This window comes from Arthrobacter sp. NPDC058097 (assembly GCF_042884885.1).
GTDB lineage: Bacteria > Actinomycetota > Actinomycetes > Actinomycetales > Micrococcaceae > Arthrobacter.
Genome location: NZ_JBHVSZ010000006.1, coordinates 68,054 through 89,703, shown reverse-complemented (window position 1 = coordinate 89,703; position 21,650 = coordinate 68,054). Strand labels below are relative to the sequence as shown.

At 62.5% G+C, this 21,650-nt stretch carries 13 protein-coding genes and 1 pseudogene; 11 read left to right on the top strand and 3 right to left on the bottom strand.

Going from position 1 to position 21,650, the window contains the following annotated elements; translation table 11 throughout:
- The first annotated feature begins 28 nt into the window (after positions 1–28).
- The 9 genes from ACFVTE_RS11940 to ACFVTE_RS11900 all read left to right on the top strand — a co-directional run bounded on the left by ACFVTE_RS11940 (position 29) and on the right by ACFVTE_RS11900 (position 9,987).
- A complete protein-coding gene (locus ACFVTE_RS11940) occupies positions 29–547 on the top strand; it encodes a hypothetical protein (protein ID WP_387100656.1) in 519 nt (172 codons plus the stop codon).
- Between the two features lie 666 nt (positions 548–1,213).
- A complete protein-coding gene (locus tag ACFVTE_RS11935; RefSeq protein WP_387100654.1) occupies positions 1,214–1,501 on the top strand; it encodes a hypothetical protein in 288 nt (95 codons plus the stop codon).
- A 12-nt stretch (positions 1,502–1,513) separates the two neighbouring features.
- Positions 1,514–2,908, top strand: a complete 1,395-nt coding sequence (locus ACFVTE_RS11930; RefSeq protein ID WP_387100652.1) for a hypothetical protein — start codon at positions 1,514–1,516, stop codon at positions 2,906–2,908.
- Positions 2,901–4,406, top strand: a complete 1,506-nt coding sequence (locus tag ACFVTE_RS11925) for an SCO6880 family protein (RefSeq protein WP_387100965.1) — start codon at positions 2,901–2,903, stop codon at positions 4,404–4,406. The genes ACFVTE_RS11930 and ACFVTE_RS11925 overlap by 8 nt, the downstream gene beginning before the upstream one ends.
- A complete protein-coding gene (locus tag ACFVTE_RS11920) occupies positions 4,403–5,854 on the top strand; it encodes an ATP-binding protein (protein ID WP_387100650.1) in 1,452 nt (483 codons plus the stop codon). Before ACFVTE_RS11925 ends, ACFVTE_RS11920 begins: the two co-directional genes overlap by 4 nt.
- 9 nt (positions 5,855–5,863) lie before the next feature.
- A complete protein-coding gene (locus ACFVTE_RS11915) occupies positions 5,864–7,672 on the top strand; it encodes a type IV secretory system conjugative DNA transfer family protein (protein WP_387100648.1) in 1,809 nt (602 codons plus the stop codon).
- Positions 7,673–7,859: 187 nt separating this feature from the next.
- The gene (locus ACFVTE_RS11910; RefSeq protein WP_387100646.1) at positions 7,860–8,171 is read left to right on the top strand and encodes a hypothetical protein; all 312 of its coding nucleotides are present in this window, start codon (positions 7,860–7,862) and stop codon (positions 8,169–8,171) included.
- Positions 8,172–8,259: 88 nt separating this feature from the next.
- Positions 8,260–9,417 (top strand): ArdC-like ssDNA-binding domain-containing protein, encoded by a 1,158-nt coding sequence (locus ACFVTE_RS11905; protein WP_387100644.1) that lies wholly within the window; start codon positions 8,260–8,262, stop codon positions 9,415–9,417.
- Positions 9,418–9,477: 60 nt separating this feature from the next.
- Positions 9,478–9,987 (top strand): single-stranded DNA-binding protein, encoded by a 510-nt coding sequence (locus ACFVTE_RS11900; protein ID WP_387100642.1) that lies wholly within the window; start codon positions 9,478–9,480, stop codon positions 9,985–9,987.
- Between the two features lie 125 nt (positions 9,988–10,112).
- Here the strand turns inward: ACFVTE_RS11900 and ACFVTE_RS11895 are convergent.
- Positions 10,113–11,404, bottom strand: a pseudogene (locus ACFVTE_RS11895) (IS110 family transposase).
- Between the two features lie 401 nt (positions 11,405–11,805).
- Between ACFVTE_RS11895 and ACFVTE_RS11890 the strand changes: the two are divergent.
- Positions 11,806–11,928 (top strand): hypothetical protein, encoded by a 123-nt coding sequence (locus ACFVTE_RS11890; protein ID WP_387100640.1) that lies wholly within the window; start codon positions 11,806–11,808, stop codon positions 11,926–11,928.
- Between the two features lie 657 nt (positions 11,929–12,585).
- Here the strand turns inward: ACFVTE_RS11890 and ACFVTE_RS11885 are convergent.
- Together ACFVTE_RS11885 and mobF are read right to left on the bottom strand one after the other, a co-directional pair.
- Complete coding sequence (locus ACFVTE_RS11885) at positions 12,586–13,143, bottom strand: hypothetical protein (RefSeq protein WP_387100638.1); 558 nt, start codon at positions 13,141–13,143, stop codon at positions 12,586–12,588.
- Positions 13,144–13,163: 20 nt separating this feature from the next.
- Positions 13,164–16,730 (bottom strand): MobF family relaxase, encoded by a 3,567-nt coding sequence (gene mobF / locus ACFVTE_RS11880; RefSeq protein WP_387100636.1) that lies wholly within the window; start codon positions 16,728–16,730, stop codon positions 13,164–13,166.
- A 1,231-nt stretch (positions 16,731–17,961) separates the two neighbouring features.
- Here mobF and ACFVTE_RS11875 point away from each other — a divergent pair.
- A complete protein-coding gene (locus ACFVTE_RS11875; RefSeq protein ID WP_387100634.1) occupies positions 17,962–21,633 on the top strand; it encodes a hypothetical protein in 3,672 nt (1,223 codons plus the stop codon).
- Positions 21,634–21,650 lie beyond the last annotated feature (17 nt).

Here is a 21,650-nt window from a genome sequence, read left to right as displayed (position 1 = left end):
TGTCTGTCTGCCCTCATACACTTGTGACATGCCGCCGAAGATCCGAGCTTCGATAAGACCTCACTCTCGAGGGAAGTTCAAGAAGCCCTCGCCCGCTGACTCGGCGGAGCAGTTGAAGCTCGTACATGCGGAAGTGGACCGCCAACGCGCCACAGTCCTTCAGCGGACCAGCAATATGCATACGCGTGCGGCAATCCTCGTCACCGCTTCGGGAGTGTTCAGTACGGTCCAGGCCAACAACTGGGTAACCGGCTGGCAATGCGTGAGCATCACCCTGTCCGTAGTTGCTGCAGTTATCGGTCTATGGGCGATGCGTCCCTCACCTGGCATCGACGCAAACGCCACGCTCGCCTTCCAGGAACGACTAGAGGCTGATCCCTGGAGCACTGAGTACAGCATCGTCAGGGATAGTATGGAGGGTCTGTCTGATGACCTTGGTCGGATAGAGCGCGCCGCCAAATTGATCGTCGCTGGCTATGGGATACTTGCGCTAGCTTGGGTGGCAATGCCCATAACTGTCGGACTTATGCAGGCAAGAGTCATTTAGGAAGAAGACTGTGGCGAATAACGACAACCCGAGGAGCCAGCCTCGCGTTCAGATCCCCTCAACGACTGTACGCGTGCAAAAGGGTGGGACGTTCAGTGAGAGCGCCAAGCCTAAACCGCCCCAAGCGCCAACGCCTAAAACCAAGTAGTGGAGCAAAGGCTCTCGTCATATGGGCGGGGGCCTTGCTCTTTTGATTTCTGGTTATTGTGCGTAAACAAAGGGACATAGGACACTATCGGCCCCTAGTTCCGCCGCTCCGCCGGCGCGGCCCTTGACCACGCGGTTCCAGCTGTTCCGGGCGGCCAACCAGCCCCTACAGGTCGAGCTTCCAAGGAAGGGTGTGGTAGCGCCTACAGGCTTGATGCGGCGCCTCCACTCTGCCCGCATGTCCGGCGCTATAGGGTCGCTGGGCTCCATCATGGCTGCTGCATCCGGCAACTTCAGCCCGCTTCAGGTACAAAAATCTACCGAGTTAGCTGGTGAGTTCAGTAGAACCTTGGGCACAACCTGCGCCAGGGTCGGTGTCGGATCCTCGACAGTCCAAAGGGGAGAGTCCAAAAGGTCTGGGCACCTAATCGCATCTAGTCATGTTGCGCGGCTCCACCACCTCCATGAAGACGTGAGCCAATCTGCTCATCCCATGGAAGTCGACAGACGGAGCGCGCAATGTTTCTCGCAGCGGTGGATCCCGGCATCACCCCAAACGCTGATTTTCCCTTTCTTGAGTCGCTCAAACAGATCGGCGGCGGCATTCTGGTTGGAGCCTTCGTCGTCATCGCGATCGTGGCCATCATTGGAGCAGCCATGCTCCTGGCCGGCAAGTTGAGCCAGTCCTCCCGATTGGCTGCCGGCGGCGGCATGATATTGCTCTGGACCGGACCTGTGGCCGCCATCCTGGGAGGTATCAACGGCTACATTCTTTGGTCCCAGACGGCGTTCCCGCTCGGGTTTTAGGCCCAGTCGGTCATGCCGGTTGAGTGCGATCTGAACGGCTGGCGGCCACCTGGCTGCGGTCTCGTCTCGCAGGCGAACGACGGTGTCCAGAGTTCCATCACGGCGTTCTTTGCCGACATTCTCGAGAACGTCGCCTCCTGGATCTGGTCCTTCATCACCGGCGCGTTTGGCGCCTCTGACATCGACGACTCCCAGTGGGACTCCGTCAAGGGCCTGACCAACTGGTGGGTCGTCGTCATGATGACCCCGCTCGTCATTGCGATGATCCTCCAGTTGCTGTCAGGCCTAATCAGCCAGCAGCCTCGTCGTCTGATCCGGGCCTTGGTTGGCGGGGCCGTCGCGGTTCCCATGGTGGCCGGCGCTGTTTACCTGGTCCGGGAACTCGCCAAAGTCGGGGATTCTGCTGCCACGGCCCTCTTGGACTCCCTGGCGACGGACCCCTTCGTACTATTCATGCGGCTCTTCGGCTTCGAGAAAGCTCCGGCCGACTCGGGCAGAGAGTGGAACGTTGTCTCGTTGGCCCCCGGGACAAGTGGGGGCGCCGGGGGTGCCGTGGTCGTGACGGCGATGGCCGTTATCGTTGTCTGGATTCTGGCGTTCATCCTGATGTGTTCGATGATTTTCCGGTCCTTCGCCCTCATCCTGCTCGCCGCCGTAGCTCCCGTGGCTCTCATGCTGATGCCCTGGGAGAAGACGCAATCGTGGGCGCGGCGGTGGGGCGAGATTGTGGTGGCGTTGCTCATTGCCAAGCCGCTCGCCGCGACGGTGCTAGCCGTGGCCATCAAGCTTTTTGCCGAATCAAAGTCTTTCGCCGGACTTGCCGCTGGCGTCGTTGGCATGGCCCTGGCCTGCGGCGCACCGCTAATGGCTCTGCGCCTCGTGAGTTTCGCTGGTGGCGAGTTGGCAGCTGCTGCGCAAACTGCTGGTGGCGGCCACGTCCTTTCCCGAAGCTCCGGTTTTGCTGCCCGGCAGATCAGCCGCCAAACAGGCGGTCGCTTCACCCTGGCTGCCTTGGCCAGCCGCTCGGCCATAACCCGGCCGGTTCCGAGCCGGCCGCAGTTTCCCACCCGGGCGCTGCCGCCAAGAGTGCCGCTGCCCGGACAACTGATGGGCGCTACCCCGTCCCGCACTTCCGGCGGGAACACCTCGGCTCTGATGCTCGACGGCGATACGTCGCCTCACGGTGCATCGTTTCCGCTAGCGCGAACCGGGGTTAGTGAGCCGGGCTGGAGCCCGGAACGGTCCGGCAATGGAACGCCGGCTAGTGCCATAAGGGAATCTCCGCAGTCCCCGGCTTCGAAGGCCCCTGTCGCCGCCGCTGCCTCCCCAGAGGCGGCTGCGCCGCCTTCTCCCATCCGCCCCCAAACCACGGCCAAGCCTCCGATTGACAGTGATACCCATGTCTGAAAACTCTCGAACTCTTGAACCCGTCAAGTTCCCCCGGTACGAGCGCCGAGGCCTGTTCATGGGGCTGAAGTGGTACCAATTGCTCCTGCTCGCCGCCGGTGTTCTCGTGGGCAGTGTGGCTTCGGCAGTGCGCGGACCCCTAGGCCTTTTCACGTCCGGGCCGCTATGGCTTGTTCTGATACTTCTCGGATTGCTGCAGTACTCACGGATTCCCTACCCAGTGTGGATCAGCCATGCCGTGCTTTTCTTCTACAGGTTGGCCACAAAACAGACCCGCTACCTGATGCGGCCGGAGCGGCCTGTCCTTGCTGGGCGGCTCGCGCTTCCGGGCGGGCTGGGGAACCTGGAGCTGCGCCGGGCTTCCCGCGGTGAGTCGTTCATTGTGGACTCCCGCGGCAAGGAAGCGATAGCCGTTCTGCGCTGCAGCACCAAGTCTTTCGCACTCATGGACGGTGACGATAAAGCCTGGGCGGTGCAGGCGTGGTCCAGGGTACAGGCGGGACTGGCGCAGCGGGGCTGCGTGGCCAGGATCGCCGTTCAGGACTACACGGTCCCGTATCCCTCCACGGCCCTTCGTGACTTCTACGAAGGCACAGTCCGCCGGCAATCCGGTAACTCCGATGAACGCACCTGGGGCGAACGCTCTTACGAAGATCTGATCGCTGCGGCTGGCTCCGCCATGAGTCATGAGCTGTTGCTAACGATTGTTGTGGACACTGCCAAGGCCCGACGTCGGATACGGGAGGCAGGCGGGGGAATACTCGGCGTCGAACGGGTACTGCGGCTGGAAGTAGAGGCGATGACTACCGCCTTGGGAACACACAGCGTCAGCGTCGAAGAGTGGCTGCCGGAGGCAGGCCTCCTCGATGTTGTTCGTGGTGCCTTCGATCCAGCATCTGCAGCAACCACGAACAGGCAACAAGCCGGCGGACTAACGGAACCGGAGGGGCAGAACGAGCCGGAGCCCACGGCTTACAGCGTCCTCGCTGCGCCCATGGCGGTCGAGGAGCACTGGACGTATGTGCGGACGGACACAGGCTTTCACCAAACCTTCTGGACAGCCGAATGGCCTCGTCAGAAGGTCTTTCCCGGCTTTCTCCACCCCCTCATCTACGTTGGTGAATTCCGCCATACGGTGACCGAAGTGATCCGGACTGTGCCGACAACCGAAGCGCTCCGCGACATCCGTTCCGCCCAGGAAGCCCATGAGACCCGGCGGCGAATCAACACGCGCTTCGACAGACCACTTACCCGCGAGCAGAAGGCAGAGGAGGAAGAAGTCGCACAGCGCGAAGAAGAGATCGTCGCGGGCCACGGGGATGTGCGGCCAGCGGCATACGTGACGATCACGGGTGCGACAATTGAAGATCTCGCGCGGTACAGGCAAGAGTTGGAGTCGGCCGCCGCGGGAGCCTTCGTTGAATTGCGGCTCTTGGCTGGCCAGCAGTGGGCAGCGTTCGTGGCCGGGGCGCTCCCGTTCGGGCGGGGTCTACGATGAAGCGCGCAACGCAGGCTGTTCAGTACATGCCGTCGGGCGCGAAGCGGCAGAAGGGACCGCGGCTAAAGGACGCCAACGCAAGTCAGGTCTCCGGATCCCCGATTCAGAACCTCTGTGAGAAGCTTGGCGCCCGGCTGGACAGGACGGAGCGCGGCGGCGACTGGGGGAGCCGGGAACCGAACTCCCTCCACGGTCCACATCGCCTGCGCCCGGCACCACACCGCGCCTCCACAATGACCTTCGCGGCGGCCTACCCATTTATCACTGAATCAGGGCTGGGCCACGAGGGAACCTACATCGGCACAGACGTCTTCGGCTCGGGCGCGTTCTCCTACGACCCTTGGATTCTCTACGACAAGGGAGTCATCAGTGGGCCCTCGATCGTCGTCATAGGAACCGTCGGGACCGGGAAGTCAATGTGCGGAAAATCCTTGGTGGCCAGGTCCATAACACTTGGCCGGAAAGCCGCCGTCGCCTCCGACCCCAAAGGCGAATGGGTTGCAGTCGCCAAAGCGGTAGGCGGCAAGGTCATCTCGGTAGGTCCAGGCCGGCCAGCCCGCGTCAACCCACTCGATGCCGGTCCGCGTTCCAGCGCACTGAGTGAGGCACAGTGGCATGCCGTGGTTCGTCAGCGCCGCCGCTACCTTCTGGTGGCGCTGGTCTCCCTGATGCGGCAGGGCATGCCGCTACGTCCCGTGGAACATACCGCCTTGGACATGGCGCTGACTGAGACCGTTGCCGAGAACACGAACCCGACGTTGCCCATGGTGCTGGACCACCTCCTGAATCCGTCCAAGGAAACAGTCGGGCTGGTTGGCAAGGATGGCGGACTGGCGGTTGCACACTCTCTCCGGCGCACGGTCTCCGGTGACCTGGAAGGAATGTTTGACGCTCCCTCCACCGTTGCCTTCGACGCCGACGCACCCATGATGGTGATGGACACGTCAGCACTTATCGGCGCTTCCGAACAAGCACTGGCGCTCGCGGCCGCGTGCGGTGCCACGTGGCTCGAGGCGGCCGTCACCAATCCCGACGGCGGCAAACGGCTTGTGGTGTACGACGAAGGCTGGCGCATGCTGGCAGACCCGTACATGCTCGCCAAGATGAGCGAACAGTGGCGTCTGGCACGCACGTACGGCATCGCGAACCTGCTCATCATGCACAAGGTGGCTGACCTCAATGAAATCGGCGACAGCACGAGCGGCCACCGACAAAAGGCCCTCGGCCTGCTCACTGAAGCAGATACCAGGATCATCTACCGGCAAAAGCACGACGCGATGCGCCTGACCAAGGAAGCACTTGGGTTATCGGAGGCTGAGTGCGAGCACGTAGAGAACCTCCCCAAGGGCGTCGGACTCTGGAAGGTCGGAAACCGGTCCTTCATTGTGGCGAACCGGGTCACGACCGATGAGTTGAAAGTATTCGGCACCGACGCCCGGATGCTCTGAGGCCATCCCATGAGTTCCCGTCGAGGTACCGAAAACCCGCTGCTCACCGCCGGACTTGTGGCCGCGGCCGGCTACATCTGTCTCTGCTTCCTGGTCCAGGCCGCTGCAAATATGGCGATAACTTGGCGCTGCGGCGGCAGTAGGCCGTCGCCGCTTAACCCGGCCGCCGTCGTCGGGCTCTTTGCCGGCCGAATGGATTGGATCATCCGTGAGCCGAAGCAGTGCGACGTCGGGACCAGCACCGTGTGGTGGATCGTTGGGCCAGTGCTTCTCACCCTGGCCGCGCTCGCCGTTGCGTGTGTTGTGCTGTGGCGAAGGTGGAAGCAATCTGGCGCTTGGCTGCGCCTGGACATCCTGAACCGCGAAGGAATCGCCCGACGCGCGGAAATTCAACAGGACTTCGGAAGTCGGGCTGTCCGGAGACGAGGAAAGGTCACAAGGCCAGGGTTGACCAAGCCCCGGATTCAGGACGTGGCCTGGACGCTGGGCCGTTCCCGCGGTGTCACGATCCATGTCTCCACGGAGGAGTCGATGGTCATCCAAGGTGCTCCTCGCTCGGGCAAGGGGCTCTACGTGATCATCAACGCGATCCTCGATGCGCCCGGCGCTGTGGTGACGACTTCCACACGCGCGGACAACTTGGCCGTCACCATGAGAGCCCGTTCCACCGGCGGCCGGCCGGTTACTGTTTTCGACCCGCAAGGCATGTCGGGGCTGCCGTCAACCCTCCGCTGGTCACCTGTCCGAGGATGCGAGAACCCAGACATCGCCACGCGCCGCGCCCTTGTCATCGCTGCAGACACTGAGATGAAAGGCGAGAATGCCGCTTGGCAGAAGCGCTCGCTGATCATCCTGCAATGCCTTCTCCACGCCGCCGCCTTGTCCGGGGAAGGAGTCCGTGCATTTCGCCGTTGGTCGTCCAGTCCTGTCTTGGCACGGGAAGCGCTCGAAATTCTCAGCCGCAAGGAAGCAGCGCTGGGTTGGCAGGCAGATTTGATGGGCATACTCGAGGACGACCCGAGGAACACCTCCAACTCGTGGATCGGTGTCTCGGCCGCCGTCGCGCCGCTGTCCTCACCGAAAGTGCTCGCCGCCCTTGATCCTCAGGACGAATCCGAGGAATTCGAACCCAAGAAGTTTATTCGGGACCGCGGCACTCTCTACCTGATAGGCACGCGGGCGGGAGCCGCGGCGGCAGGGCCGTACCTTTCGGCTTTGATTGACGACATCGACAATGCTGCCCGGGAGATGGCCTTTGTGGCGCCGGGAGGCAGGCTCGACCCGCCGCTGTCCCTCATCCTTGACGAAATCGCCAACCTAGCTCCGTGGCCGGGGCTGCCCATCGTTCTCTCTGATGGCGGTGGTATCGGTATCTCGACACTTGTAGTCCTGCAGTCCCTCTCCCAGGCGCGCACCGGCTGGTCCGTCGATGAGGCCGCCACTATTTGGGACTCGGCCATCATCAAGGTGATTTTCGGCGGTGGCTCCGATGAACGTGATCTGCGCTCCCTCGCTGGACTGCTGGGGGAGCGAAGCATCACCCTCAACACTCGGTCCTGGTCCGTGCAGGGGCGTCAGGACGGAGAACAAATCCGAGAAAGCCCGGTCCTTCCGCTCCATGAGATCCGTCGCCTACCGGCGGGCACCGCGCTCATGCTCGGACGACGAAGCCGGCCGATCCTCCTGGATCTGCGGGAATGGCACAAGCGCAAGGACGCCGCCGAGCTTGGCCGCTCCAAACGGGAGGTCGAACAGGCCCTGGCAGACGGTCATGCCTTGAGACAGCAAGCGGCAGGTGAGGTGAACGATGATCAGTAGTGACGACGTCGAACACTTTGAGATCCCCTCAGCCGGAGGGGAAGACGACGAGCTGACCGCGGAGCTCTTTCGCTCTGCCTTGCGTCCACCTCGCCGGACCGCCGGCGTGACTTATCGCTGGCGTGAGTTGACCGGGGAGCAAGCCCGAAGTGTGTGGACTGCTCTGGCTCTATGGGTGCGATGGCTGGTGGCAACCTACCAGCTGACGACGTCGGTCGTTCCAGACTGCTGGTGGCGACACTCCGAGATAGTGGCCGAGCTCTATGCGCTCCACCGGGCGGAACTGGCCTCATACGCCGGCGACGATTCTGGTTTCGGACCCCTGGCCTTTCACGAAAGGCTGCCCCACGCCGTCGAACGTCTGCGGACTCATACCAGGACTGCCGGTTGTGTCGGACTGCAGGCTCATAAGGACCCGACGCGGAGAATCCTCCTGACGGACACGCCGGAGTTTATCGAGTGGCAGACGGCTGCCCACCAGCTCGTCGACGAGTTCTGAAGTCATGCTGCTGGCGCAGCCGAGGACATGAATTGGTACCCGCAAAGAGGTTCCGGCGGATTCCCAAGGAGCAAGGAAGGCGGCTGTCGTGGCCCCCAGACCTGAAGACGCGTCGAGCGCCGTTACGGCCGATATCCCGGCTGACGGCAAGGTGTCCGGCACGACGCGCAGGACACCGGAAGAGCGCATCTCCACTTTGACAGAGGGGCTCCATAGGATCCTGGAGAAAGCTGTGGAGTCGCCGTCGCACTGGCAGGTGCTGCTTGATGCCTCGTCAACTCTGTGGCGATACTCGGGCGGCAACGTCGCACTGCTCATGATGCAGATGGCCCAGCGCGGTACCGAGGAACCCACCCTTGTTGCTGGGTACAAGGAGTGGGCCCGCCACGGCCGTACGGTGACAAAAGGTGAACATGCACTCTGGGTGATCGCTCCGCGCACGGCGCGAGTCCAGCAGGTGACTTTTCCCGACGGTAGCCGGCGGCGCGTGCCTGTGGGCGATCAGTTGCCGCATGGCGCCTTCGACGACGGGAAAAAGACCGTAATCACGGGTTGGCGTGGCCAAGCAGTCTTCGATGTGTCCCAGACGCAGGGTACTCCGCTGCTGGTGCCGCGGGGTCTCGGCTCCGGGGTCGATGCCGCTGAACTTTGGGGTTCTCTGGAAGCCGTAGCGAGGAGTCATGGATTCAAAGTCGACGTGACGGATGCGCAGTATGGGCTGACCAGTGGCTTCACGGATTTCGCCGAACATCGGGTGCAGGTTGGCGCCTGGCTCAGCTCTGAGGAGCGAACAGCGGTCCTCGCACATGAGCTCGGACACGTGCTGCTCCATGGGCCCGATGACAGGTTGGGACGCCTCTACGGGAGCAGTGCCGACCACCGTGGACTGGCTGAGGTGGAGGCCGAATCCGTGGCGTACACGGTCCTCAAGGCTCACGGAATCGACCGAGGCCCCCAATCCGCGACCTACTTGGCCGGCTGGGCTGATGCAGTCCTAGACGCGGAGAAGGATGCGATCTCCCAAGAGGCGGGCAGCAAGCTTCCTGAGTCCCGTGTGGACATCGCGAAGTCGGTACTGGGCCGCGTTACTGCTGCGAGCAAAGGAATCCTCGAAATCACGCATCCGCCGGGATTCGGCGGAAAGATCACGGCCGTCGAGGCGGACCCTCGGCTGGACCCGATCCCGACTTACGTCGGGATCGGCCGGCCGCCGTCGACCGATGGGCCGGTGATGGCTGGACCCTGAAGTCGACTGCGTATATCTGTCCGGCGGGAGAGTCCCGCTGGCTCCTGAAAGGAGAAGTAAATGGGTACGAAGATCCCGATCAACATCGCGGGCAACTTAGTTGCCGATCCCGAGCTGACCGTTGGTGAAAGCGGGGTGGCGCACGCCAAGCTGAGGGTCGCTGTCAATCAGCGAATCCAGGGGGCGGACGGCACATGGCAGGACGGAGAACCCGTTTTCCATAACGTCTCGGCGTTTCGAGCGCTGGCGGAGAACGCCGCGACTTCTCTGAAGAAGGGGGACCCGGTCACCGTTGCTGGTGATTTGGAATTCCGTTCGTACGAGAAGGACGGCGAACGGCGCGAAGCCCGCCGCATTGTCGCCGACACGATCGGGCCGGACCTTCGGTTCGGGACGGCGGCATACCAGCGTTCGTCGCATGCCTCGGGCGTGATGGCCTCTCCCGAGGTTCAAGCCGGTGTCGAGGCGGCAGCTGTCGAATCTGTGGCGCCGGCGTACAACGTCTCGTTGAAGCCTCCGGTGTTTCTGCCTCGTAAAGGCCAGGCGGCCGGGAATCAGATCAGCTTCTAGCCGCCGCCGCTGAGTCGCGCCGTGGCGCTCGCGGCCTGATAAAGCGAGGAATCGGAAGGCAAGCTTGGCTGCCTTCCGATTCCTCGTTTATGCGGCACCTTATCAACCTGCCCTGGAACAGTAGATCATTCGGATGCGAACTGATCCCGTCGGCAGAAGGGGGGTGTCCCTATGTCTTTCGTCAAGCGGCTTGGGCAGGTTTCTCCTCGTAGGGGGTGCCGTTTTTTGAGCATTGAGTAGATGACGTCGCAGCGGCGCCGGGCCAGGCAGATGACGGCGGCGCGTTGTGCTTCTTTCCCTGGGCGCGCGTTTCTTTTGGTAGTAGGCCTTCGAGGCCGGGTGGTGGCAGCTGGCGATCCACGCCGATCTGAACAGGGCGTTCTTGAGTTGTTTGTTGCCGGAGCGGGCAGGAAATTCACTGCGGATCGAGGTGCCGGAGCGTCGTGTCACCGGGGCTATGCCTGCGTAGGCCGCGAGGTGTCCAGCGGAGGTGAAGGTGCCGGCGTCGCCGATGGTCAGGAGTATCGTCGCTGCGGTCTTGATGTCTACTCCTGGCATGGACATCAAGACCTGGGAAAGAAGGAAGTCATCGAGGAGCTTTTCGACTTCTTCGGCCACGATGGCTCGCTGGTGGTTGAGTTCCTTGATCTGGGCGGCGACGCGGGGGATGACCAGTTCGACGGCTTCGGTGCCGATGACGGTGACCGTCTGCTCGCCCAGTGCCGTGAAGATGGCGTCAACCAGGTTCACCGGGTCCTTGCGGCTGTGGTTCCTGGCCCAGCGCAGCACGTTGGATCGCCCGGCTGCCCGAAGGCCGGTCGGTCCGGTGTATTTGATGAACAGTTCCAGGACCAGGGACCGGGTCAGCACTGTTCCGGGGAAGACCCGCTCCAGAGCGGGGAAGATCTGCAGCAGCAGCGACCGCAGCCGGTTGATCGCCCTGGTGCATTCATGGGTCAGGTCCGCGTCGAATCCAGAGAGCACCTTCAGCGCCGCGAGCACTTCGCTGTCCCGGTCAACGGCCCGCAGCGTGTGCGGCATGGCACGTGCCGTCTCGGCGATGATGAACGCATCCCGCGCGTCCGTCTTGGACTTTCCCGGGTACAGGTCAGCGGCTTTACGCATCGCCAGGCCCGGCAGGTAACCAACGGTGCAGCCGCTGTCCCGGGCCATGGCTATCGGCAGTGCGCCGATGGTGTTGGGCTGGTCCACGATCACTAGCACCCGGCCGTGCTGCTGCAGGCCGGTGAAGAGCTCCGCGCAGCCGAGCCTCGTCCTGGGGCAGGGGCTTGTCGAAGACCCGCTCACCGGCTGTGTTCAATGCCGCGGCGTGATGCTCGGACTTGCCAACGTCAAGCCGCAGTAGACCTCGTATCCTTCGTCCATCCGGCGCTCCTTCGCACCCTAATGGCCGCAGTCACGACACCCGATGCTGGCACCCACGTTACAAAGAGACCTGGCCCCCGTGGAAGGAGCCGGCCGTGTCCCTATCAGCAGTCAACGCGTGCCTCCGAATCTGGCGACAACACCCCCGGATCATTAGCGACAGGGCAAGAAAGTTATACCAGGTCCAGCGACCAGGTCCCCGGCTTTCGAGGCCGGAATAAATGTAACGGGGCTGCTGTACGAGGGCCCCTCACTTATCAAGCTAAGGCACGTGGGGGTTCTGTTGCTGCCAGGCCACCAACCTCGGACTACATCGGCATCAAGTTGGGCCGGCCTCTGGATTCGGTCTACAGTCATCGAAGTCCTGGGCGTTGCCCGGTCGAGGAAAAAGCACCGGGTCGAAAGCCCCGGAAAATACAAAGGAAGAAAACAATGGCACGTAAAAAGTCCTACGGCTTCGGCAAACTGCTGCTCGACGTGATTCTGACTCTGCTCACCGGGGGCCTCTGGCTCATCGTGATCCTGATCAAGTTCCTGCGCAGCAACTCGCGGTAATCAAGCGACCGTGACCGAATGACGACGAAAGCCCCTGCCAGCGAACCATGCTGGCAGGGGCTTTCCTTGTTTGTGAACCTATGCGGCGTCTTGCGCCTGTAGTGCTGCCCGTTTGGTTTCGATCAGCGTCAGCCGTGCGAGCTGCGCATCCGGGCCAGACTTCATCGGCCGGTTGATTTCCGTCATGTGATCCAGCGTGAAGTGATTGTGGCGCCCTGCGTGTCGTGCGGCCAGGACTGCATTCCCGGAAAGCCTGGGATCGTGAAATCCCGAAGTGGTGTGCGAGATCGGACATGGTAAAGGCCTTGCTCATTTTTGTTCCCCCCATGGGACCTTTGTGTCTTGTCGTGGTGCGGCTACGGTGCTGAGACCGCGAAGTTTGTTGCCCCGTAGCAGCGATATTAGTTGACTCTTTTGGTGCCCTCCCCCCCGGGAGGAAGTAATCACAACGGTGCACCACTGTGGTGCCGCTTGTCTTCGGCGTGCTGTGGCTGACGGTGGTGTTGGCCGTGTTCGTCTGGACAGCCAATTCTGCATGGGTTTTGTCGGCATTGGTCGAGCAACCGTGGGCAGCTGGCATCCTCAGCAACAAGCCTCTTGCGGGAAAGCGGGAGTCATACCTGGGCCAGCCCGCTACTTACGCACGTCGACGCAGTCCTAGCGCTCCTCGGCCACTCCTTGGATCGCTCCCGCGTCGGCCGCCGCCGGCGCCCAGGCAAGGCAATCCGAAGCAGGTATGTAGTATGTTACCGGCCACGGCGAACCCGGCACGACTTGAGCAGGATCCGGTGAAATAAGTAGCACGGAGCCGGGCCAGATTGGTTCGTGCAGGGCCTCGAGCCAAGCGGGCTGCACGTGGTCAAAGCGGTTCCACTTGATGGTGATCCAAGATCCTGTGGGCTCAAGGGCATCGACGCTCAGTACGGTGACCTCCGCCGTCGTGCCGTGTAGGCGCTTCGCCTCATCGAAGCCCTTCCACCTCTCCCTTGCTGCCGCCGTCCAACTACGCCGCCGACGTACCCGGGCCAGCCAGATCGCACCAACGATGGGCGCAGCGAGAAGGAATGCAATAGCCGCCATCATTGATGGCCATTGAGACGGCCAGCTCGCGGCAATAGATGCTAGAAGAGAGGCGGCACAGATCACCGTCACCACGCTGACGAGGATCAGCGCAGGTGTTGCAAGCTTGGGCTTCAGGACTGGGTTTACATCCACTGGTTACCCCCGCGCCCAGTTTAGAGCTGCCAGCCGACATTGATAAGGCTGTCTGCTTGAGCAACCGGTTCTCCGACCCAGCCGTACCCCTGAGCCTGTCCGGCAAGCGGGAGAGCCAGCTGGCCAATGAGCTGGTCAATGCCCGAGCGCTGCTCCCGTTGCTCCCACTCGTACGCTGCCGGAACGGGTCCCAAAGGAAGGGGCGAATCTTCAATTCCCCATCTGTCCCTGAAAATCGCGACTCGGCGTACGACGTCGTGTGCGCCATCGGACCGAACGTCCGGGGCCAAACTCTCCACAAGGTGCCGTTTCCAAACTGCATCATGAGTGAGGGCGTCTGTGATGATGTGATCCATCCTGTGTTGCATCCGCTCCTGGACTTGGCTGATTAGGTTTGCCAGGTCAGGGCGTGCGGAGTGCACTGGGGCTAGCGGATCTTCTGCAACTGCGGGCATCTCAGTCAGGAAGCGCCGGAGCCGGGAATGGACCACGGCTGCCACGTCTTTGGCCGATTCGCTGGTTCCCAGGGCGGCCTTCACCACGCGCTGCGCGCTTGGACGGCTGACTTGAACAGAGCGGCGCCAGGCCACAACAGTCGCACCCCAGGCTGGCCACTGCTGCAGCTCAGCGACTGAGCCGGGGGAGTACGTCTCTAGGAATGCCGACAGGTCCTCCGCAGCGGCGATTTGCGCGAGATAGTCGTACTCAGCACTGAGGCGCTGCAAGCCATCCGCCTTCGTCCTCTCCGCGTCGCGGACTTCGTGCGCCGTCCGTTCAGCGCCCTCGGCAGCAAGGACTTCGCCGAGGATCTGCTGCCATGTGGCTTGCAGAGCGGGATCCAGAGGTTCGTCCTCCAGCGGATCGCTCTCGCTGACATAGGCATGGTTTGCCACGCGTCCACGGGTCATGCTCACATACAGCAGCTCTCGTGTGAGACGACCATGCGTCACGACGGTATGTCCTGTGTCCACCGTCAGGCCCTGCGAACGGTGGGCAGTAGTCGCATATCCAAGCTCAACTGAACTCTCGACGTAGTCACGGGTCAAGGAAATGGCTGCACCGGTGTCCCGGCGCACAGCGGTAAGGGAACCGTTGCGTCTGTCCGCGCGGACGACGTCGAGCATCGTTCCGTTCCGGATGAAGTCTCCGTTGCTGTCCATGATTGTGCGGTCATTCCGGCGGGCGATGACGGCGTCACCGCGGCCTGCACGTGATCCATCGCCGATCGGCACGGCTTGCTCGGCATCTACGTCACCTTGGATTACCCGGTCAGCCTGAGCGCGCAGATTGAGCATGCTTACCGTGTCATTCTCGGCTGCAATGAGAATGGAGGACTTGCCAGCTTTGATGTCGGCCTGCCAATTGAGATAGGCATGATCAACCATGTCCAGGTACGAGCCGTGTCGAAGGCGTCCGTGACGGTTGTACTCGGCAACTGCGGAGAAATCGCCCGACCGGAGCATCAGCGATGCACCTTGCTCCCAGGCCTGCTCGAACCGCCAGATAGTTGTCAGCCGGGACGTCTTGCCTTGACGGTCCAGCCAGCCAAGGATTCCGCCGGCATCAATAGCGTCCAATTGTCCCGGGTCGCCCACCAGCAGGACCTTCGCCCCGGCGTCTCGCGCCTGCTGTACCAAGGCGGCTAGCTGAAGAGTGGACACCATCGAGGCCTCGTCGACGACGATCAGCTGATTCCGATGGAAACGCCACCTGTCCTGTTCGGCAGCGAGCCATGCGGCCTTCTGTGCCAGCCGGACGGCGTGGGGGTTCCTGTCGCCCTGGTGACGAGTAAGACGCTGCTCCACATCGAAGAACTGGGCAGCCCGAGTGCCGGCTCCCTGGCCGACGGACTCGTAGAGCCATTTGGCGACATTCTCAGTGGCCATCGCAAGCTCTCGCCCAAGAACCTCGGCGCTCGCTGCTGCCGGCGCCAGACCAACCACGGTACCGATGCCGAACTCTGCCTCCCATGCTGCCTTTACGGCACCAAGGGTGGTCGTCTTGCCGGTACCGGCAGGGCCGACGATGGCGTCGAGGTGATTGCCGCTGGCCAAGACAGTGGCCGTAGCCGCGCGTTGATCGACGTGCAGTTCAAGACGCCCATGGTGCTTGTAATTGGCGAGCGATTCCATGACATCCGCGCTAACAGCCGGACCGCCGTCGTCGTTCCTTGCGTCCATCACGGCATCCTCGGCAGCAAGAGTTCCCGCATCCGTGAATAGGCGTGAACCCTGGAAATCGAAGACCGAATGGCCCGCGAAATGAAGATCAGAATGCGCATTGACCGGGACGGTGTAGCGACGCTCGTTGAGCGCTACGGACTGGTTTTCTGCGGCCCTGGCCACGGCATCGATCATGGCGTTACGGTCCTCCGCTGTTTTGCAGCGAATTTCGGCGCAGACACGTTCCGCTTCCGCGAGGAGGTTCCACCGGTTCCAGGTGGCACGTTTCATGGCCACACGCTCCCGTGCTAGTGACGCGACGGCGTCGATCCAGGACGGAGCGAAGTCACGGGAGCGGAATGGGGTTCTTTGGCTGCGCCGAACCGTTGCGGCGAGAACATGACTTGGGCTGAAGCCTTTGTTGGTTGCCCGTTGCTGCCACTGCGCTGAGAGTTCATGCAGTGGTGCGACCGTTTCCGATTTGGCTGTCCGGGTTGAAAGGGTGGCCTGCTGTCGGAGCTTAATGACGGTTGTCGCGGATGGGGGCGTGCCGTGGCCGATGGACCATTCGGCAACGAGCCGGTCGGTTTCGAGATCGATGAGGCGGGAGCGGTTGGAGAACTCGCGAATCAGCGCATCGTCGATGCCGGTGAGTTGCTGACTGGGATTGTGTGTGTTCGCGGCTGGCTTGCGGAAATCGGTCTCGGTGCCGAGGTTCCGGCTGAGAGCGTCGAAGAGGAGGCCGTTGTAGCGCTCGCTGGCCGCGACTGCCGCCTTGTACAGCGTCCGAGAATCCAGTGTCACCCATGCACCGTCGGTGCTGCGCTGGACCCGGTTGGCGATGACCATGTGCGTGTGCAGCTGAGGATCGCCTGCACGTGACTCCCAGTGGTCGAAGGCGGCGGCGATAGCCCCACGGGTGCCGATGTGGGCGACGCCATTGCGGCCTGCCCTTGTGTGGATGACCGACGCTTCGAGCCATTGCAGGGTGGCGTTGACGGCCTGGCGGTGGGTCTGGAGGATTTGGTCCTGGATGCTATGTGGGCTGAGAGCCCAGAGGACTGAAACGGATTTGGGGACGCTGAATGTGAGGTCGAACCCGACGACGGCGTGACGCGTTTCGGTTCTTCCTCCGTTCCTTTGAACTAGTGTCGGCTGGCCGTGGGGACGGCCCAAGGGAGTGCCGGTATCGGGATGAGCGGCTCGGTCGAAGACGGCCTTGGCGTCCGTTTCCGTGACGACGTCCCCGGCTGCACGACTGATTCCTAGCACGCCTGAGCCTATCCATCGACCAGGCGGTGTTCCCGACTTCATGTAGTAGTTAGTGGCATCCACGGGAGCGACTTTCATGTCGTCCATCATGGTGGTTTTGAACAGGTACCTCAGGCCGGACTGGGCCGAGAGGCGGGCGATGGACATGGTCATGGATGTTGACCTCGGCGGCCGGAGCTGCTCCATCCCCGGCGGCGGAACAGCTCCTTGGAACCGTGGTCAAGGTCGACGCCGGTGGCACGACTGAGTGCTAGTAGCTTGCCGGCTAGGTGAACCAAGTCGCGGGTATCGGATTCTTGAGTGGCTTGAAGGCGGGCGAGCTCATGCCTAAGGCTCTTGACGATGGCCCGCTGCTCCGCGTTCTCGGCTTCGAGGCGTTCGGTGTCTACGGATTGGAGCCGGAGTCGGGCGCGGAGCGAATCTATGAGCCTGCCGCTCCGGGCCTGTGCAGGAGCCAGCCTGACGCGTGGTCGGTCTTGACACCCCGGTGACGCCGCTGCGGTCATGGCGGAGTCGTTTCGTGACGCCGCAGGGGCAGTCGGCAGCGACCCCGTGGTCCGTCGGCGCCGTCGACGGTCGCGCTGTCTGTTGGCGCAGCGAGCAGAGCAGAAGCGCTGGGAACGACGTATCGGCTCAAATGGCTCACCACACTCGGCACACATTAACCCGCTCACGTTGGTTCATCTGCAGAGGTCGACTTCGCGACATGATCCGCCGTGAGCCGCACTCACGGCGACTGCCTTGGATGCCAGAGGTGTGAGGCAGGTGATTCACCAGCGATAAGAGCCGGACTGGTAGCCGACGCAGAAGAATTCGACCGGGTTCGGGTCTGTGGGAACGCTGCGGTGAAGAAATTGGCTTCGGCGGATCCACCGCGGAAAGGGGTGCAGGCGCCGTCAGGCTGGCAGCAGCGCAGGACTAGCTGTACTGCCGAGGCCAGGGCCGCCTAAGATAGGCGGTTTGCCGCGGCTTCTGTCTGGCTTGCCCCTGATGCCCGCGGCCGGGTTCTCGCTGTAATCACCGGCGAACAGGGGGGGCTCGGCGAGGAACTGGCGGCTGCCGTGAAAACCGCGTGCCTGACGCACCTGACGGCCGTTTCAGAGTGACAGTTATCTTTTCGGGTGGGTAAGGGTTGGCCCAGAACTTTCTGCGCGTGCTGGATGCCCGATTCCCTTTACGGCGCTCATGCCGCGAGTGTCTCCTACCAGTCGATGGACAGACGCGACATTCGCTGGCGGGTTCCTGATAGGTGCGCTTATCGAGGCACGGAGAAGCACTGCCGTCGCGTGACGCGGTGAGGGAAACAACCGCATCCTGGTCCCGGATAAGATCAAGGAGGTAGTGCGCTCAAGCGCTGCCATGGCTCGTTGGGGGAAGAGGAATCGTGGCCGAGGAACGTCCGAGCCAGCCGGAGGCACCGAGGCAGCAGATCAAGCTGCGCAGCCTCGCTCCTGAATTCGAGAGCGGCCAGCACGAGATCTACGTGCGGCACCTTGAAGAGGCGGTCATGGACAAGAGGAACCGCAACATCGCGCTCACCGGCCGCTACGGAGCCGGCAAGTCCAGCGTGCTGGATGACTTTCAGAAGAAGCACCACAAAGACACTGTCCGCATCAGTATCAACACCCTTGGCCCGGATAAAGACGACGAGGACCTGACCAACCGGATCCAGAAGGAACTGGTCAAGCAACTCGTCTACCGGCTGACACCAGGGAAGATCCGTCGATCCCGGTTCGCCCGGCCCAAACCCGTGACCAAGGGCCGTGCGTTCCTTCATGCCCTCTTTATCAGCGTGGTGGGCCTGGGGTTTCTGTGGGTGCTGGGGGTGCGTTCCGGACCCGGCTGGCCGGACGCCGAAGCTGACTTGCCCGGGTACCTCGTGCGGGCTGGAATGCTTTTCAGTCTTGTTCTGGCGTCCCTGTGGGCGGCCCGGTGGATCATCGGCGACCGGATCGTTTCGGAGGTCACGACCGCCGGCACGAAAATCGCCCTGGGCGAAGGCCCGACCACCTACTTCGACAGCTTTCTCGACGAGATCGTTGCCTTCTTTGACACCGTCAGGCCGAAGTTCGTGATCTTCGAAGATCTGGACCGCTTCGAGGATCCGCAGATCTTCGACTCGCTTCGGGAACTGAACACCCTCATCAACGCTTCCGCGAACTGGCAGGCCAGTGACGAGCCTCTGCGGTTCATCTACGCCATCAAGGACAGCCTGTTCGAGCAGCTCGGAAAGGAACCGGAATCCAAGGACGGCGAGGCTAAAGCCAGTGACGGCAAGGACAGCCCAACGGCCAGCGCGAAGCCCCGGCTCGACATTGCTGCAGAGGCCGTCCGGCGGGCGAACCGGACAAAGTTTTTCGAAATCGTCGTTCCCATGGTGCCGTTCATCTCGCACCGCAACGCCCGTGACCTCCTCGCCGGGGAGCTGGTGAAACTTGGGCTTGCCGAAAACGTCTTGTCACGTCCTCTCCTGGACCTGATCGCACGGCACACCACCGACATGCGCCTGATGAAGAACATCTGCAACGAGTTCGTGGTGTTCGCCGAGCACCTCCTGTGGACGAAGACCCCCGCGCCGGGCATGACGGCGGACCATCTCTTCGCGCTCGTCGCGTACAAGAACTTCCACCTCGCCGACTTCGAGGCCATCTCGCAGCGCACCAGCACGCTCGATGAGCTCGAACGGCTCCACCGCGACGAGGTCAGGGCCCTGATCGAGGTCCTGCAAGAGCAGCGCCGCAAACGGATGAGGACCGAGGAACAGCGCGAGCAGAAAGAGGAGACCGCTGCGAAGCTGGGAAGTCGGCTCCGCGAGATCAAGGACCTGTTCCCTCCGTCAAACGGCTGGCAGTACGTCTCGGTCACGGTCGATGGCCATGGCTACGGGTTCGATGCCGTCGGCTCGGTGGACTTCTGGGAGCGCGTTGCCAAGACGAAGTCGTTCTCTCTCGTACAGCAGAACCGCGGGGCTACGGTGACGCCCTCTGCAGAACAGATCCGCCGCGTCTTCCCTGAGGTCATGAATTCCGCGCAATGGTTGGATCCTGATCCCGTTGAGCTTGCCCGCTTGATCCAGCGGTACGACCAGGACATTGCGACGTTGCGAGGAGCGGACTTCGCCGGACTGGCCCGCTACGAACGCGTACCGAAGGGGCGAATCGGGTTCGACCAGCGCATCACCGACGTACTTGAGTCGGAGCTGGCGCGCGATCTCGTGCGGCGGGGTTTCATCACGCGCAACTACGCCGAATACTCCGCGATCTTCTACGGCAGCTTCGTCGGAGTCGATGTCGCCTTCTTTTACAACCACAGCGTCCAGCCGAACGAGATGTACATCGACCACGAGTTCACCTCTGAAAATGCCATAAGAAATCTGCTCGAACAGGTCCCGGCCGATTTCACGAGCAGCGTGAGCGCGCTGAACCTCCAAGTCGCGTCCTACTTGCTCAAAGAAAAGCCCGAAGACGCCAAGCAACTTGTCACGTACGTCATCACGCATGACGGCAAGGACGCCCAGGCATTCATGGATGCCTTCCTCAACGCACCTAACGCCCCGCGCGATCTACTCGTCCAGCAGCTGACGGAACACCCGTGGCGCGACGTCTTCGAGTACCTCGCGAACCACCCCGGCATCCCGGATGAAGAGACGCGGCTGAAGCTGTTCGACGCGGCGCTCCTGAACGCGCTGCATGCCGACGCCTACGAGATCGGCGAATCCTCCCGGGCGCTGCTCGAGTCTTCCTATCCACGGCTCACCGCCGTCCGCGAGAGTCAGACCGCAGCACAGACTGAGCGGGTCTTCGAAATCCTCGAGACGGTGGAGCTGCTGGTCACGGACCTTGGCGATCTGAGCGCCCCGCTCCGGGACCACATCGTGGCAGCGCACAGGTACAAGATCAGCCCGCCAAACCTACAGCTGGCACTCGGGGTCGACGAAGCCCCGACGCTCGACGAGGTGCGCAAAAAGCCGAGCGTGTGGGAGTTCTGCAAGACGCACATCGACGACTACATCGCCGCAATGGAGGCCGATGGGTCGGCCCGGCCGATCGTGCTCATGGAGTCCGTACTGGTCGATGTCATCAACGAGCAGCACGGCTCCTGGACGGAGGACCAGCTGCGTGACGTCATCGAGCGGAGCTCCGATTCCGCCACAATCCAGGAGATCGAGGACGTCCCACAGCCGACCTGGCCCTTGATCGTGGATGCTGGCCTCATGGCTCCGACGGTCGCCAACGTGTCCGCTTACGCACTGGCTCATGGGGTCGACGGACGTCTGTCCGGCCTTCTCGTCCCGGACGAAGCCGATCCGGTCGAACTGCGGGACGTCGAGGAGATTGCGGACCAGGACCGAGGCGTCCTCGCGGTCCGCGTACTGAATGCTTCGGCGCATCTGACGGCGCAGGCCCGGGTCCAGCTCGTCAAGCAGCTGAATCTCGAGTCCGCGATTGAGCTCGCTGAGGTGACTCCGAGCCCCGACCAGCTGCTCGCCAGGGCGCTGGAGGCGAAGCTGCTGCCGGATACTTTCGACACCTTCGCTCATTTCGCGAAGTGCGGGTGGGAATCGGTCTCCGAGGCCTTTGCGGTGTCGGAGAATGCCTCGGAGTTCATGACGCCGGCGCTCGTGGCGGGTTTCGTCGGCGAGTTCGTGGAGAGCCCATGGATTCCCGACGAGCTGCGTCGGATGGTGGTCGAGCGCCTTGGCGACTATGTGCCCGGCGACGACAAGAAAGCTCTACGCGCCGCTGGACAGTTCGCGATCGCAAACCAGATCTGGCTGCCCCTCGGGGAGATCCGACATATCGCTCGTGTTACACAGGACCCGGACGTGGTCCTGCGTCAGCTGACCTACGCTAAAGACACCGACCCGGCCGATCTCTCGGGCATCCTTGTGTCGCTCGGCCAGCCCTACGACGAGCTGTCGGCAGGTCCCGGGATTGAGTTCGACCTCCCTGGAGGATCGTCGAACGATACTCTGTTCAAGCGCCTCGAAGCCGCCGGGAGGATTGAGATCGTTCCAAAGCTCATCCGCGGAAGGAAGGTCCGGAACCTTGTATGAGATCCGGGCGGAGAAGC